Below are 15,916 nucleotides of genomic sequence, written 5' to 3' on the forward strand. Positions count from 1 at the left end.
ATGAGTCCTCTCCTCGCGGCTGTGCTCCAGCTGCTCGCACTGGCCGGCGCGCTCGCCCTCGCGTACCGCCCCCTCGGCGACCACATGGCCCGCACCTACTCCTCCCACCGCCATCTGCGGGTCGAGACGTGGGTCTACAAGGCCATCGGCGCCGACCCCGACACCGAGATGCGCTGGCCCGCGTACCTGCGGGGCGTCCTGGCCTTCTCCGCCGTGGGTGTCCTCTTCCTCTACCTGCTCCAGCGTCTCCAGGGCTCGCTGCCCGGCTCCCTCGGCTTCGTGTCCATCGATCCGGACCAGGCGTTCAACACCGCCGCCTCGTTCGTCTCGAACACCAACTGGCAGTCGTACGCCGGCGAACAGGCCATGGGGCACCTCCTGACGACCGGTGGCCTGGCGGTGCAGAACTTCGTCTCCGCCGCCGTCGGCATGGCGGTCGCGGTGGCGCTCGTACGGGGCTTCGCCCGTACCCGGCCCGGCGGCGAACTCGGCAACTTTTGGGCCGACGTGGTCCGGGGCGTCGTGCGGATCCTGCTGCCGCTCTCCATCGTCGGCGCGCTCGTCCTCGTCGCCTGCGGCGTCATCCAGAACTTCGCCGGCATCCATGAGGTCGGGCAGTTCACGGGCGGTACGCGGCAGTGGAACGGCGGCGCGGTCGCCTCGCAGGAGGTCATCAAGGAGCTGGGCACCAACGGCGGCGGCTACTTCAACGCCAACTCCGCCCACCCCTTCGAGAACCCGAACCCCTTCACCAACCTCTTCGAGATCTTCCTCGTCCTCCTCATCCCGTTCTCGCTGACGCGGACCTTCGGCCGGATGGTCGGCTCGCTGAGACAGGGGTACGCGATCCTCGCCGCGATGGCGACCATCTGGCTCGGCTTCGTCCTGCTGATGTGGGCCACCGAGTTCGCGGGCCACGGCCCGGCGTTCGAGGCCGCGGGCGGGGCGATGGAGGGCAAGGAGGTCCGCTTCGGCATCGGCGCCTCGTCGATCTTCGCGGTGTCGACCACGCTGACCTCGACGGGCGCGGTGGACTCCTTCCACTCCTCCTTCACCGGCTTCGGCGGCGGTATCACCCTGCTGGGCATGCAGCTCGGCGAGATCGCGCCCGGCGGTGTCGGCTCCGGCCTGTACGGCATGCTGATCATGGCGATCCTCGCGGTGTTCATCGCCGGCCTGATGGTCGGCCGCACGCCCGAGTACCTGGGCAAGAAGATCTCCACCCGGGAGATCACGCTCGCCGCCTGCTTCATCCTCGTCACCCCGGCGCTGGTGCTCTGCTTCACCGCCGCCGCGATGGCACTGGACGGCACGGCGGACTCGATGGCCAACTCCGGTGCGCACGGCTTCTCCGAGGTCTTGTACGCCTACACCTCCGGCGCCAACAACAACGGCTCCGCCTTCGCGGGCCTCAACGCCGACACGACCTGGTTCAACACCACCATCGGGCTGGCGATGCTGCTCGGCCGGTTCGTCCCGATGGTGTTCGTCCTGGCGCTGGCGGGCTCGCTCGCCGAACAGGCCGCCGTGCCGAAGACCGCGGGCACCCTGCGTACCGAGAAACCGCTGTTCACGGGGCTGCTCGTCGCCACCATCGCGATCATCGCCGGGCTGACCTACGTCCCGGCGCTGGCGCTGGGGCCGCTCGCCGAAGGGCTGGCGGCATGACCACCGACGTAAGGGAACAAGAGGACTCGATGTCCACGGCCGCCACCGCCACCAGGGCACCGCACCAGGACACACCGACGGGGCACGAGCCCGGCGACGGGCCCGGCCACGGACCCGGCAGCGGTCGCGCCGGTCGCGCCGGAGCAGGGTTGTTCGACCCCAGGCAGCTGATCACGTCCTTCCCCGACGCGATCCGCAAGCTCGACCCCCGCGTGATGATCAAGTCGCCGGTGATGTTCGTGGTCCTGGTCGGCTCCGTGGTCACCACCGCCCTGGCGTGCGCGGACCCCGGCGACTGGTTCGGCTGGGCGATCACCGCCTGGCTGTGGCTCACCACGATCTTCGCCAACCTCGCGGAGGCCGTCGCCGAGGGCCGCGGCAAGGCCCAGGCCGACACCCTGCGCAGGGCGAGGACCGACACCGTGGCCCGCCGACTCGTGGACGGGGCCGAGGAGCGCGTGCTCGGCACCGCGCTGGGCGTCGGTGACCTGGTCGTCTGCGAAGCCGGCGACACCATCCCCGGCGACGGGGACGTGGTGGAGGGCGTGGCCTCGGTGGACGAGTCCGCCATCACCGGCGAGTCCGCGCCGGTCATCCGCGAGTCCGGCGGCGACCGCTCGGCCGTCACGGGCGGTACGAAGGTGCTGTCCGACCGGATCGTCGTCAGGATCACCGCGCGGCCCGGTGAGACCTTCATCGACCGCATGATCAACCTGGTGGAGGGCGCCGCCCGCCAGAAGACGCCCAACGAGATCGCGCTGAACATCCTGCTCGCCTCGCTCACGATCGTCTTCCTGCTCGCGGTCGTGACGCTGAAGCCGTTCGCGGTCTACGCGGGGGCCGACGCGCAGACGTCCCTCATCGTGCTCACCGCGCTCCTCGTCTGCCTGATCCCCACGACGATCGGCGCGCTGCTGTCGGCGATCGGCATCGCGGGCATGGACCGGCTCGTCCAGCGCAACGTGCTCGCCATGTCCGGCAGGGCGGTCGAGGCCGCCGGTGACGTCTCCACCCTGCTGCTGGACAAGACCGGCACCATCACCCTCGGCAACCGGCAGGCGGCGGAGTTCCTCCCGGTCGAGGGCACCACCGAGGCGGAGCTGGCGGACGCAGCCCAGCTGTCGTCGCTCGCCGACGAGACGCCCGAGGGCCGCTCGGTCGTCGTCCTGGCCAAGGAGAGGTACGGGCTGCGCGAACGCCACCGGGGCGAGCTCGCCCACGCCGAGTGGGTGGCCTTCACGGCCCAGACCCGCATGTCGGGCGTGGACCTCACCGACGACGCCGAGGAGCGCAAGGTACGTAAAGGTGCCGCCGGTTCGGTCGTGGCCTGGGTGCAGGAGCGGGGCGGCCGGGTCGCCGAAGACGCACAGATGCTCACGGACCGGATCTCCGAGGCCGGCGGTACACCGCTGCTCGTGGCCGTGGAGGACGGCGAGGGCGCGCGCGTCCTGGGAGTCATCCACCTCAAGGACGTCGTGAAGGAGGGCATGCGCGAACGCTTCGAGGAACTGCGCCGCATGGGCATCAGGACCGTCATGATCACCGGCGACAACCCGCTGACGGCCAGGGCCATCGCGGACGAGGCCGGCGTCGACGACTTCCTCGCCGAGGCCACGCCCGAGGACAAGATGGCCCTCATCAAGCGCGAGCAGGCGGGCGGCAAGCTCGTCGCGATGACCGGCGACGGCACGAACGACGCCCCCGCCCTCGCGCAGGCGGACGTCGGCGTGGCGATGAACACCGGCACCTCGGCCGCCAAGGAGGCCGGGAACATGGTGGACCTCGACTCCAACCCGACCAAGCTCATCGAGATCGTCGAGATCGGCAAGCAACTCCTCATCACGCGCGGTGCGTTGACGACGTTCTCGATCGCCAACGACGTGGCGAAGTACTTCGCCGTCATCCCGGCTATGTTCACGGCCGCGTACCCGAGCCTCGACAAGCTCGACATCATGGGCCTGGCGTCGGCGCAGTCGGCGATCCTCTCGGCCGTCATCTTCAACGCGCTCGTCATCGTCGCGCTCGTCCCCCTGGCCCTGAAGGGCGTGCGCTACCGCCCGGCCACCGCCGACAAGCTGCTCCGCCGCAACCTCGCGGTCTACGGCCTCGGTGGCCTCGTCACCCCGTTCCTCGGCATCAAGCTCATCGACCTGCTGCTCACCCTCCTCCCCGGAATCGGCTGACCGCCATGACCAACTCCGTCCGCTCCACCGCCCGACTGCTCGGCGCGGGGCTGCGCGCCCTGCTCGTCCTGACCGCCCTCTGCGGCGTGCTCTACCCGCTCGCCGTCACCGGCGTCGCCCAGGGCCTGTTCCACCACCGGGCCAACGGCTCCGAGATCACCGACGGTGACGGCAGGGTCGTCGGCTCCGCACTCATCGGCCAGCGCTACGACCTGCCCCCGAGGAAGGGCGAGAAGACCCCGGAGCCGGACCTGAGGTGGTTCCAGCCGCGCCCCTCCCACGGCCTCGGCACCAACACCGTCAACACCCGGTACGCGCTGACCGTCTCCGGTGCGACCAACCGCTCAGGCGACAGCGCCGAGCTCCTCCGGTGGGTCGAGGAGGCCAAGGCCGCCGTCATCGAGGACAACTCCACCCCCGGCCACCCGGTCCGGCCCGCCGACGTGCCGCCCGACGCCGTCACCTCCTCCGCCTCCGGGCTCGACCCGCACATCTCACCCGCCTACGCGAGGCTCCAGGTGCACCGCGTCGCGGAGCGGAACGGCCTCTCCGCCGAAGAGGTCGGCAAGCTGGTCGACGACCACACGGACGGACGGATCCTGGGTTTCATGGGGGAGCCCCGGGTCAACGTCCTCGAGCTGAACATCGCGCTCAGGGAACTGCAGAAACCGATCGGCGAGGACTGAGGCTCCCTATCCGGGCCCTTCCGTCGAGCACGCCGACAGGACGAACTACCGTCGGGTACGCAACGCCCCTACAGAAAGCAGGCCCCCTATGACGCGGGTGCTCGTGGTCGACGACGAGCCGCAGATCGTACGCGCCCTCGTGATCAACCTGAAGGCGCGCAGGTACGAGGTCGACGCCGCGCCCGACGGCGCGACCGCCCTCGACCTGGCCGTCGCGCGCCACCCCGACGTGGTCGTCCTCGATCTGGGCCTGCCCGACATGGACGGCGTGGACGTCATCAGGGGGCTGCGCGGCTGGACGCGCGTACCGATCCTGGTGCTGTCCGCGCGCCACACCTCCGAGGAGAAGGTCGAGGCCCTGGACGCGGGGGCCGACGACTACGTGACCAAGCCGTTCGGCATGGACGAGCTGCTGGCCCGGCTGCGCGCCGCCATCCGCCGGGCGGAGCCGGTCAGCGCCCACGGGGACGTGGTGGTGGTCCGGACCGAGGGGTTCACCATCGACCTGGCGGCGAAGAAGGTGAACCGCGACGGCCGCGACGTCCGGCTCACCCCCACCGAGTGGCACCTGCTGGAGGTCCTCGTACGCAACGCGGGCCGGCTCGTCGGCCAGAAGCAGCTCCTCCAGGAGGTCTGGGGCCCCTCGTACGGCACGGAGACCAACTATCTGCGCGTCTACATGGCGCAGTTGCGCCGCAAGCTCGAAGCGGACCCCTCCCATCCCCGCCACTTCATCACCGAACCGGGCATGGGATACCGCTTCGAGGCGGAAACGCGCGACATATCGGATGTCGGCAGCGACTCGTAAAGTCGGGATCATGGGACGCGGAACACTACGGATCTACCTCGGCGCGGCGCCGGGCGTCGGCAAGACGTACGCCATGCTCTCCGAGGGGCACCGCCGGAGGGAGCGGGGCACCGACTGCGTGGTCGCCTTCGTGGAGCACCACGGCCGGCCGCGTACCGAAGTGATGCTGCACGGCCTCGAGCAGGTGCCGCGCAGGGAACTGACGTACCGCGGCACCGTCTTCACCGAGATGGACGTCGACGCCGTCCTGGAACGCCGCCCGGCCGTCGCGCTCGTGGACGAGCTGGCGCACACCAACGTGCCGGGCTCACGCAACGCCAAGCGGTGGCAGGACGTCGAGGAGCTGCTCGCCGCGGGCATCAACGTCGTGTCCACGGTGAACATCCAGCACCTGGAATCGCTGGGCGACGTCGTGGAGTCCATCACCGGCGTCCGGCAGCAGGAGACCGTCCCCGACGAGGTCGTCCGCCGCGCCGACCAGATCGAGCTCGTCGACATGTCGCCACAGGCCCTGCGCCGCCGCATGGCCCACGGCAACATCTACCAGCCCGACAAGGTCGACGCGGCCCTGTCCCACTACTTCCGCCCCGGCAACCTCACCGCGCTGCGCGAGCTCGCCCTGCTGTGGACCGCCGACCGCGTCGACGAGTACCTCCAGGAGTACCGGGCCGAGCACCACGTCTCGAAGATCTGGGGCTCGCGCGAGCGCATCGTCGTCGGGCTCACCGGCGGCCCCGAGGGCCGTACGCTCATCCGCCGGGCCGCCCGCCTCGCCGAGAAGGGCGCCGGCGGGGAGGTCCTCGCCGTATACATCGCCCGCAGCGACGGGCTGACCTCCGCCTCCCCGAAGGAGCTCGCGGTCCAGCGCACCCTCGTCGAGGACCTCGGCGGTACGTTCCACCACGTCATAGGCGACGACGTGCCCTCCTCGCTGCTGGAGTTCGCGCGCGGGGTCAACGCCACCCAGATCGTCCTGGGTGTCAGCCGGCGCCGCGCCTGGCAGAACGTCCTGGGCCCCGGCGTGAGCGGGACGGTCGCCCGCGACTCCGGTCCCGACCTCGACGTCCACATCGTCACCCACGACGAGGCCGCCAAGGGCCGCCGCCGGCTCCCGTCCGCGAGCCGGGCGCGGCTCGGGCGCACCCGCGTGATCCTGGGCTGGCTCGCCGGTGTCCTCGGGCCGGTGCTGCTCACGCTCCCGCTCACCCACGCCGACGCGGACCTCGGCCTCGCCAACAACATGCTGCTGTGCCTGTCGCTGACCGTGGCCTCCGCGCTGCTCGGCGGCCTGTGGCCGGCGCTCGCCTCGGCCGCGGTGGGCTCACTGCTGCTGAACTGGTTCTTCGCGCCGCCCGTCCAGACGCTCACCGTCTCCGACCCGAAGAACATCGTCGCGATCGCCGTCTTCTTCGGGGTCGCCGTGTCCGTGGCCTCGGTGGTCGACGTGGCGGCCCGCCGCACCCATCAGGCCGCGCGGCTGCGCGCCGAGTCCGAGGTGCTGTCGTTCCTCGCGGGGAGCGTGCTCCGGGGAGAGACGGCGCTGGACGCCCTGTTGGAGCGGGTCCGCGAGACCTTCTCCATGGAGTCGGTGGCCCTGCTGGAGCGCGCGAGCGACGTCGAACCCTGGACCCGCGCCGGCAGCGTCGGCCCCGCCCCGGTGACCCGCCCCGAGGACGCCGACGTGGACATGCCCGTCGGCGACCACGTGTCCCTCGCCCTCTCCGGGCGCGTCCTGCCCGCCGAGGACCGCCGCGTCCTGGGCGCCTTCGCGGCCCAGGCCGCTGTCGTACTCGACCGTCAACGCCTCGTCGGGGAGGCCGAGGAGGCCCGCAAACTCGCCGAGGGCAACAAGATCCGCACCTCCCTGCTCGCCGCCGTCAGCCACGACCTGCGGACGCCCCTGGCCGCTATCAAGGCCGCCGTCACCTCGCTGCGCGCCGACGACGTCGAGTGGTCGGAGGAGGACCGGGCGGAGCTTCTCGCGGGCATCGAGGACGGCGCGGACCGCCTCGACCACCTCGTCGGCAACCTCCTGGACATGTCGCGCCTCCAGACCGGCACCGTCACCCCGCTCATCCGCCCCGTCGACCTGGACGAGGTCGTCCCCATGGCGCTTCGCGGCGTCCCCGACGGCAGCGTCGAGCTCGACGTCCCCGAAACCCTTCCGATGGTCGCGGTGGACAAGGGCCTGCTGGAGCGGGCCGTCGCCAACGTCGTCGAGAACGCCGTCAAGTACAGCCCCGATACCGCGTCCGTCGTCGTCTCCGCCAGCACGCTGGGCAACCGCGTCGAAGTCCGCGTCATCGACCGGGGCCCCGGCGTCCCCGACGACGTGAAGGACCGCATCTTCGAGCCCTTCCAGCGCTACGGCGACGCACCCCGCGGCGCGGGCGTGGGCCTGGGCCTCGCCGTCGCCCGCGGTTTCGTCGAGGCCATGGACGGCACCCTCACCGCCGAGGACACCCCCGGCGGCGGCCTCACCATGGTCCTCACCCTCACCACGGCCCCGACCGCCCCCGCACCCGCCGCCGGTGCCGTACTCCCGGCAGCGGCCACGTCGTAGTCCTAGAGCGCCTCCCTCACCGGCTGGCTGGCCGGGGGAAAGGGCACCGTTCCCCGACGACGCGCCCGGTGCATACCGTCGCCCCGGCCGGTGCGACCGCCGCGGGGTGGCCTGGCATGTGACGGTCCAAACTCATTTGTTTCGCCGATGAAATCAAGCAACGCATCTCGTTTCAGCATTGCATTGCAATGCAATGAAACCCCCCCGCGCGCCTCGCACATCAACTACGCTCGGAGCTACCCGCCAAGAGATGAGAACCTTCTCAAACAGTTCTCAACATCCTGGGAGCCTGTCCCTGTTCACCATCAGGGCATGTGCCCTACCCGCGCAGGCGGCCCTGCTCAGCGGCGCCGAGCAGGGCCCTGGGAAGCGGAGCCCGGTCCCCACCCCTGGCGGTTGAGACGCCAGGGGTGGTTCACATCGCGGCGTGCACCACCTCGCCCGCAACGGCCGCGACGAAGCCCGCCACGACGATGAGCACGAGTTCACTGCGATGCCGCGTGAACCACTTCCCCACGCGCTGCCACATGCAGACCTCCTGGAGTAAAGCCCCGGGCCCGGTCGGGTCCGAAGCGCCTCAGGCAAGGACGCCTGAGGGGAATCAGGCACCCCAGTCGCATAGGTGACAGCAGCTATGAGATTAGGGCCAAGTCCGGTTGCATACGGCTCCACTTGCGAAAATTGACGACCTTGACAGAAGCGGACCGCTTCATGTCATCGAGATGGCGTAGCGCAAGATACGTGCGGGAAGGGGCGAGAGCGCACTGTCAACGTCGAATGGACGTCAGTCGGGCACCCCGGTCACTGTCCGGCCGCTTCGAGGAGGATCCGCGCCAGTTCGCCCGGTCGGGAGAACATCGGCCAGTGGCCGGTGTCCATCTCGACCAGCCGCCACTGTTCGCCGGCCCGCAGCGCCGCCGTCACGTCGTCGTTCGGCTCGGGACCGTCGAGTAGGCACTTGACGTACGTCGCCGGAAGCTCGACGAGCGGCCGGGCCAGTACGGCCGGGTCGGCCAGAGAGCCACCCGGGTGCGGCGTCGCACCGCCCACGAGCCGGGCGGTCTGCGCGTCGGTGAGGCCCTGACCGTCGCAGTCGGCCTCGGTCAGCGGCGCCCAGAAGCCGCCGTTCCGGGCGAGGGCGGCCTCCAGCTTCGCCGGGCCCTCCCACCAGGTGGAGACGAACGACTCGCCATCGACCGGAACGTCGGCGTCGACGAAGACCACGCGGGCCAGCCGATCCCCGATCCGGCCGGCGGCCTGACCGACCGGGATGCCCGAGTAGCTGTGTCCGACCAGTACGACATCACGCAGATCGAGGCGCTCGACCTCCTCGACGATGTCCCGGACGTGCGTCTGCCGCCCGGCCGGCACGGCCTGCTTGTCGGCGAGGCCGGACAGCGTGAGCGGGTGGACACCGTGCCCCGCCTCCCGCAGCGTGGGCACCACGTCGTCCCACGCCCAGGATCCGAGCCATGCGCCTGCGACCAGTATGAAGTTCGACATGGGCCGCACCGTAGCGGAGGGGTCCGACAACGACCGCAGAACCGGTCCGGGTCCTGCTCCTGCCTGGGCGGGCCGGGCCGGGCCGCGAAGCGTTCGCAGCCGAACGGGCGACACGCCAAGTGACCGGCCGCCGCCGTGGATCGTTCGCGGGGCATGCGAGAAACGATGAAGCGGAAGCGCGCGATGGCCACCCTCGCCTTCACGGCGGCGGCGATGTCGATGGGCGGAACCGCCCACGCCGAGGCCCTCAACCACGGGCTGATCGACCGGGTGCGGCTCGGCGTCGACGGCGAGTTCGGGCAGCGGATGCTGGAGCAGATGGTGGACACGGTCCAGATGGTCCAGTCGAAGGCCTCCATCAACCCCGGGGACCAGACCGCCGGACGGCCCGCCCCGCACTGACCCACGCCCCGCACTGACCCACGCCCCCTGCCCCGATGGTCTAGCCTCGAGCGGTTGACCGGAGGCAAGGGGACAAGGTGAAGCTCGTACCGGACGATGATCCGCTGGACGGGATGCGGGCGCTGCTGGAGCAGGACGAGGCCCTCCTGGGGTACGAGCCCCAGGAGGGCTTCGCCGACCGCTGCTGGGTGCTCCACACCCTCCACGAAGGAGACGTACGGCTCCGGTGGAACGACCTGCTCGCACGAGTCGGCAAGCGGCTGGAGGACTGGGAGTACACCCCGTCCTGGAGGGTCTTCGAGGGGCTCGGCCTGCCCGAAGAGGTGGACCGGCCCTCCGCGGGAGAGATCGACCGGGAGTGCCTGGCCCGTCTGGTCGAGCTCCTGGCTCGCCACAGCCCCGACGGCCCGGCCACCGAGTGCTACTGGGCCCAGGCGGCGATCCACGACGCCGGCCGCCCGGTCACCGTACGGCGCGGCAGCCTCGGCGAGGCGGTGGCGTTCTACGACACGGGATGCTCACCCGAGGGATGCGCGGCGACGCACTTCCCCGCGCAATGGTGGCCCCTGGACCGCTCCTGGTACGTCCTCACCGACTGGGACCTGAGCGCCACCGAGGTCTTCGGCAGCCCCGCCCTCATCGCCGGCCTGCTCGCCGACGAGGAACTCGACGCCGTACGCCACCCCGGCATCGCCGAGGTCCTGAACGACGAGAGCAGGGACGCCCGCTGGCGCGGTGGCCGATGAGGCCCCCGGCCCGCCCGCGCCGCGCCGCGCCGACGGCGCGCTGGCCGAAATGATCTGTTCCGCCACCCTCCCGAACGACCCCGTACCGAAACTGGTACCGAGAACACGTCCATTCACCCCAGCGGACAGGACAGTCACATGGCGCAGCAGGTACAGGGAGTCGTCGCCCCCGGGCGGAACGAGCCCGTGCGGGTCGAGACCATCACCATCCCCGACCCCGGCCCCGGCGAAGCGGTCGTCAGGATCCAGGCGTGCGGGGTCTGCCACACCGACCTGCACTACAAACAGGGCGGGATCAACGACGACTTCCCCTTCCTCCTCGGCCACGAGGCGGCGGGCGTCGTGGAGTCCGTGGGCGACGGCGTGACCGAGGTGGCCGCCGGTGACTTCGTGATCCTCAACTGGCGTGCGGTGTGCGGGAAGTGCCGGGCGTGCCTGCGCGGCCGCCCCTGGTACTGCTTCGACACGCACAACGCCCGGCAGAAGATGACCCTGGCCGACGGCAGAGAGCTGGCACCGGCGCTCGGTATCGGAGCCTTCGCCGAGAAGACGCTGGTGGCGGCCGGCCAGTGCACCAAGGTCGACCCGGCCGTCGCCCCCTCCGTCGCCGGGCTGCTGGGCTGCGGCGTGATGGCCGGCATCGGCGCGGCGATCAATACCGGCCAGGTCTCGCGGGGTGACTCGGTCGCCGTCATCGGCTGCGGCGGCGTCGGTGACGCGGCGATCGTCGGCGCACGGCTGGCCGGCGCGGCAAAGATCATCGCCGTCGACATCGACGACCGCAAGCTGGAGACCGCGAGGTCGATGGGCGCCACGCACACCGTCAACTCCCGCTCCGCCGACCCGGTCGAGGCGATCCGCGAGCTGACCGGCGGCTTCGGCGCGGACGTCGTCATCGAGGCGGTCGGCCGCCCGGAGACGTACCGCCAGGCGTTCTACGCCCGCGACCTGGCCGGCACGGTCGTCCTCGTCGGGGTGCCCACCCCCGAGATGAAGCTGGAGCTGCCGCTGCTCGACGTCTTCGGGCGCGGCGGCGCGCTCAAGTCGTCCTGGTACGGCGACTGCCTGCCCTCGCGGGACTTCCCCATGCTCATCGACCTGCACCAGCAGGGCCGTATCGACCTCGGCGCGTTCGTCACCGAGACCATCGGCCTGGGCGACGTCGAGAAGGCCTTCGCCCGGATGCACGAGGGTGACGTGCTGCGCTCGGTGGTGGTCCTGTGACGGCCGCGCGTGTCGACCGGCTGGTCACCTCCGGTACGTTCTCCCTCGACGGCGGTACGTGGGACGTCGACAACAACGTGTGGATCGTGGGTGACGGCTCGGAGGCGATCGTCATCGACGCCGCCCACGACGCCGACGCCATCCTGACCGCCCTCGACGGCCGCACCCTGCGGGCCGTCGTGTGCACGCACGCCCACGACGACCACATCGGCGCCGCCCCCGCGCTCGCCGCCGCCACCGGCGCGCCGGTCCTGCTCCACCCCGACGACCTGCCGCTGTGGAAGCGGACCCACCCCGACCTCGAGCCGGACGGCGAACTGCGCGACGGCCAGGTCCTGACCGTCGCGGGCACGGACCTGACCGTCCTGCACACACCGGGGCACGCCCCCGGCGCCGTCTGTCTGTACGCGCCCGGCCTGGGCACCGTCTTCACCGGCGACACGCTGTTCGCGGGCGGACCCGGCGCCACGGGCCGGTCCTTCTCCCACTTCCCGACGATCATCGAGTCGATCCGCGGCCGGCTGCTCACCCTGCCGCCCGACACCGTCGTGCGCACCGGCCACGGCGACCCGACCACGATCGGCGCCGAGGCGCCCCACCTGGAGGAGTGGATCAGGCGGGGCCACTGAGCCGCCGCCGCCACCGTGCCCGACGCGACCCGCCGTGCACGTCCGGCCCCCGTCAGCCGCCGCCGCGCCGTGTTCATGCAGCACAGTGGAGGTACGGGGGACAGGAACGGGGACGACGACCGGACGTCGGAGGAGTCGAGATGGCGCGCACCGTCACCGTCGGTGTCGACGAAACGCGCGAGAGCATGGTGGCGGCCGACTGGGCCGCCGGTGAGGCGCTCACCCGGGGGCGCCCCCTGCGGCTCGTGCACGTGTGGAGCCCCGACGCCGACGCCGTGACGCCGGTGGCGGACCGCGGGAGCGAACGCCGCGGTGCCGAGCGGCTGCTGCACGCCGTGGCCGGGCACGTCCACCGCCGCCATCCGGAGGTGGCGGTGGAGACCTCCCCGTACCGCGGCAGCCCCGTCGACCGGCTGTGCGACGCGAGCGAGGACGCGGAGCTGCTGGTGCTCGGCTCGCGGAGCCTCGGGACCGTGACCGGCTTCGTCGCCGGGTCGGTCTCGCAGGCCGTCCTCGTACGCGTACGCCGCCCGGTCGTCCTGGTGCGCACCCAGGGGCGGCCGGCCCGGTGGGCGGGCGACCCGGCCGGTGACGTCGTGCTCGGTCTGGACCTGGACCGGCCGCGCGACGACGTCGCCGCCTTCGCCTTCGACTGCGCCGCCCGGTACGGCTGCGGGCTGCGGCTCGTCACCGACGTCGCGCGGCTGGCCGAGCGGGAGCAGGTGCTCGACGACGTCCTCGCGGCGTGGACCGGCAGGTACCCGGGCGTACCGGTCGCGCGGGAACACGGCCCCGGACGGCCGAGCCGGACCCTCGCCGAGGCGTCCCGGGGCGCCCGGCTGGTCGTGCTGGGCCTGCGCAGGCGCCGCCTGCGGTGGCGTGCGCACCTCGGCCCCGCGCTCCACGCGGTGCTGCACGACGCCGCGGCCCCCGTCGCCGTCGTACCGCACCGCTGAGCGGGGGAGGTGGCGGATGACGACCAGGTACGTGTACGACTTCACCGAGGCCCCGGCCGGGGTGCCCGGCGCGGTCGGGCTGCTCGGGGAGAAGGGCGCCGAGCTCGCCGAGCTGACCCGGATGGGCCTGCCCGTCCCGCCCGGCTTCACCGTCACCACGGAGGCGTGCCGCGTCTTCCGCGCCACCGGTGAGCCGCCGCCCGGCCTGGACCGGGAGATCGGCGAACACCTCGCCGCCCTGGAGCGGACCGCCGGGAAGAGGCTCGGACGGGTCGACGACCCGCTGCTGCTCTCGGTCCGGGCGAGCGCCGAGCGCCCCGCGCCGGGGCTGATGGAGACCGTCCTCGACCTCGGGCTGAACGACTACGCCGTCCTGGGCCTCGGCAAGACCCCCGACCGCGAGCGCTTCGCCTGGGACTCCTACCGCCGCCTCGTCCAGATGTTCGGTACGACGGTGATGGGCGTGGACCCCGCCCGTTTCGAGCGTGTCCTCCACGGGATCGAGCGGCAGCACCAGGTGCCCGACGACAGCCGGCTGGACACCTCCGACCTCATCCGGACCGTGGAGAGCTTCAAGGACGTCATCGCCGAGACCACGGGGGAGGAGTTCCCCCAGGAGCCCGCCGAACAGCTCCGCCGGGCCGTCCTCGCCGCCTTCGCGTCCCACCCGGACAGTCCCGCCGCCGTCACCGCCGTCACCGTCCAGACCATGGTGTTCGGCAACCTCGGCCCCGACTCCGGCAGTGGCCTCGCGGCCCTGGGGCGGGACCCGCGTGCCGAGAGGGAAGGCCGCTACCTGCCGAACGCCCAGGGCAGGGACGTCGTCTCGGGCGCCCGCCCCGCCCTGCCGCTGCGCGAGCTCGCGGAGCTCGACCCGGAGGCGTACGCCCGGCTGACCGCCTGCCTGCACCGGCTGGCCGCGCACCACCGGGGGCCGTGCGAGGTGCAGTTCACCATCGAGCACGGCACGCTGTGGCTGCTGGGGGCGTACCCCACGGGGTAGCGCCGCCCCGGGGTCAGACCCCGTCCGGCTCCGGGTCCGGGTCCGGGCGGCGGGCCGGGTGCGCCTGCGCCCGGGTGTGGATGAACAGCTCCTGGCGCCCCGGCGGCGCCGTCCGGCGCTGGGGGAGCGGCAGCTCGAACTCCACGGGGCGCTGGTGGTCGGCGAGCTGGCGGCCGGCGTTGTAGACCCGGCCGAACTTCCACAGCATGCGGGCGAAGTTGGTCTGGCCGCGCGCCAGGTTGCGGCCGAGCACGCCCATGGCCCCGATGGCGTTGCTCAGCCCCAGGTGCTTGCGGTTGATGACCGCCTGGGTGCGGACGAGCTCCCGGTAGAACTCCTCCAGGGGCAGCTTCGTCGGCACGACGGCGTGCTGGATGTCGAAGAGCCGGTAGTCGCGCGTCGTCAGCTGGCGGGCCTCGGTGTGCCAGATCTCCGTGCCGGGGTACGGCGTCATCACCGTCAGGTGGACGATCTCCGGCACCGCCAGGGCGAATTCCCGGACGACGCGGAACCGTTCCTTGTCCCAGGCGGGGTCGACGATCAGGTTGATCGCCACCATGATCCCCATCTCGCGGGCCACTTCCAGCGCCCGGAAATTGTCGTCCGGGCTTACTCGCTTCCGGTAGAGGTCCAGCCCCTCGGCGTCGATCGCCTCCATGCCCAGGAACATGTAGCGCAGCCCGAGCCGGGTCCAGCGTTCGAATACCTCCCGGTTGCGCAGCAGGACGTCACTGCGGGTTTCGAGGTAATAGCGCTTGCGGATTTTCCGGCGCTCCAGCTCGGCGGCGATTCCGTCACCGTGTTCCGGCCGGATGAACGCCACGTCGTCGACGATGAACACATTCGGTTCCCGGATCGACGCCATTTCCTCGGCCGCCCCCTCCGGGGTCGCCTTGCGGTAGCTCCGCCCGTAGAACGTCCACGCGGAGCAGAACGAGCAGTCCCACGGGCAGCCGCGGGTGAACTCGATCGAGGCGCACGGATCGAGCTCGCCGATGAAGTAGCGGTGGCGCTTGCGCATCAGGTCGCGGGCCGGGCGCGGCCGGTCCAGGCTGTCCAGCAGCTGCGGAGCGGGTCCGCGGCCGTCCGCGCACACCACGCCCGGGACCGTCCGCAGCCCGCCGTCCCGGGCGGCCGCGAGCAGCGGCGCGACGGCCGGCTCGCCCTCGCCGCGTACGATCGCGTCCACCGCGCCGTCGGCCTGCTCCAGGACGTGCTCGGCGATGAACGAGACGCTGTGCCCGCCGAGGAAGACGAAACATCCGGGGGAGGCGGCCTTCGCCTTCCGGGCGATCTCGATGGCCTCGGGAATGTTGGCCAGGTAATTCAGCGAGATCCCCAGCGCCTCCGGCGCGAAGGAGGCCATCTCGCGGTCGAGCAGCGCGCGGGAAAGGACCTGGAGATCCACCACGCGCACCTCATGGCCGGCGTCGCGGGCCGCAGCCGCCACTCGCTCCAGCCCCAATGGCTCCAGTCGCAGGAAGATCTCGGAGTACATCAGGGCACTCGGGTGGACAAGCATGACACGCATCTGGGTCTCCGGCC

General features: G+C 71.6%; 13 protein-coding genes. 11 read left to right on the forward strand and 2 right to left on the reverse strand.

Features of this window, described 5'->3' with window-relative positions:
* From kdpA to ACZ42X_RS29975, 5 genes are all read left to right on the forward strand, one after another.
* Positions 1-1,668 (forward strand): potassium-transporting ATPase subunit KdpA, encoded by a 1,668-nt coding sequence (kdpA, locus tag ACZ42X_RS29955; protein ID WP_468296506.1) that lies wholly within the window; start codon positions 1-3, stop codon positions 1,666-1,668.
* Entirely contained in the window at positions 1,665-3,851 is a 2,187-nt protein-coding gene (gene kdpB, locus ACZ42X_RS29960; RefSeq protein ID WP_468296509.1) for a potassium-transporting ATPase subunit KdpB, read from the forward strand. Before kdpA ends, kdpB begins: the two co-directional genes overlap by 4 nt.
* 5 nt (positions 3,852-3,856) lie before the next feature.
* Positions 3,857-4,537 (forward strand): potassium-transporting ATPase subunit C, encoded by a 681-nt coding sequence (locus ACZ42X_RS29965; RefSeq protein WP_468296512.1) that lies wholly within the window; start codon positions 3,857-3,859, stop codon positions 4,535-4,537.
* A gap of 88 nt (positions 4,538-4,625) precedes the next feature.
* A complete protein-coding gene (locus ACZ42X_RS29970) occupies positions 4,626-5,345 on the forward strand; it encodes a response regulator (RefSeq protein ID WP_468296515.1) in 720 nt (239 codons plus the stop codon).
* Between the two features lie 10 nt (positions 5,346-5,355).
* Entirely contained in the window at positions 5,356-7,908 is a 2,553-nt protein-coding gene (locus tag ACZ42X_RS29975; RefSeq protein ID WP_468296517.1) for an ATP-binding protein, read from the forward strand.
* A gap of 801 nt (positions 7,909-8,709) precedes the next feature.
* On the opposite strand, the gene ACZ42X_RS29980 is transcribed toward ACZ42X_RS29975, so the two are convergent.
* Complete coding sequence (locus ACZ42X_RS29980; protein WP_468296520.1) at positions 8,710-9,411, reverse strand: alpha/beta fold hydrolase; 702 nt, start codon at positions 9,409-9,411, stop codon at positions 8,710-8,712.
* A gap of 165 nt (positions 9,412-9,576) precedes the next feature.
* Here ACZ42X_RS29980 and ACZ42X_RS29985 point away from each other — a divergent pair, with 165 nt between their 5' ends.
* The 6 genes from ACZ42X_RS29985 (at position 9,577) to ACZ42X_RS30010 (ending at position 14,371) form a co-directional block, all read left to right on the forward strand.
* Entirely contained in the window at positions 9,577-9,813 is a 237-nt protein-coding gene (locus ACZ42X_RS29985) for a hypothetical protein (RefSeq protein ID WP_468296523.1), read from the forward strand.
* A gap of 77 nt (positions 9,814-9,890) precedes the next feature.
* Positions 9,891-10,559 (forward strand): hypothetical protein, encoded by a 669-nt coding sequence (locus ACZ42X_RS29990; RefSeq protein WP_468296525.1) that lies wholly within the window; start codon positions 9,891-9,893, stop codon positions 10,557-10,559.
* A gap of 138 nt (positions 10,560-10,697) precedes the next feature.
* Positions 10,698-11,783 (forward strand): S-(hydroxymethyl)mycothiol dehydrogenase, encoded by a 1,086-nt coding sequence (locus ACZ42X_RS29995; protein WP_468296528.1) that lies wholly within the window; start codon positions 10,698-10,700, stop codon positions 11,781-11,783.
* The gene (locus tag ACZ42X_RS30000; RefSeq protein WP_468296530.1) at positions 11,780-12,412 is read left to right on the forward strand and encodes an MBL fold metallo-hydrolase; all 633 of its coding nucleotides are present in this window, start codon (positions 11,780-11,782) and stop codon (positions 12,410-12,412) included. The genes ACZ42X_RS29995 and ACZ42X_RS30000 overlap by 4 nt, the downstream gene beginning before the upstream one ends.
* Before the next feature lie 140 nt (positions 12,413-12,552).
* A complete protein-coding gene (locus ACZ42X_RS30005) occupies positions 12,553-13,368 on the forward strand; it encodes a universal stress protein (protein ID WP_468296533.1) in 816 nt (271 codons plus the stop codon).
* 16 nt (positions 13,369-13,384) lie between these two features.
* Positions 13,385-14,371: a PEP/pyruvate-binding domain-containing protein gene (locus ACZ42X_RS30010; protein WP_468296534.1), complete on the forward strand. Its 987-nt coding sequence runs from the start codon at positions 13,385-13,387 to the stop codon at positions 14,369-14,371.
* A 13-nt stretch (positions 14,372-14,384) separates the two neighbouring features.
* On the opposite strand, the gene hpnR is transcribed toward ACZ42X_RS30010, so the two are convergent.
* Positions 14,385-15,902 carry a hopanoid C-3 methylase HpnR gene (gene hpnR / locus ACZ42X_RS30015; RefSeq protein ID WP_468296537.1) on the reverse strand — a complete coding sequence of 506 codons (1,518 nt, stop codon included), beginning with the start codon at positions 15,900-15,902 and terminating at the stop codon, positions 14,385-14,387.
* Positions 15,903-15,916: the final 14 nt, after the last annotated feature.

The sequence above is a fragment of the Streptomyces sp. NPDC030862 genome (genome assembly GCF_055571835.1).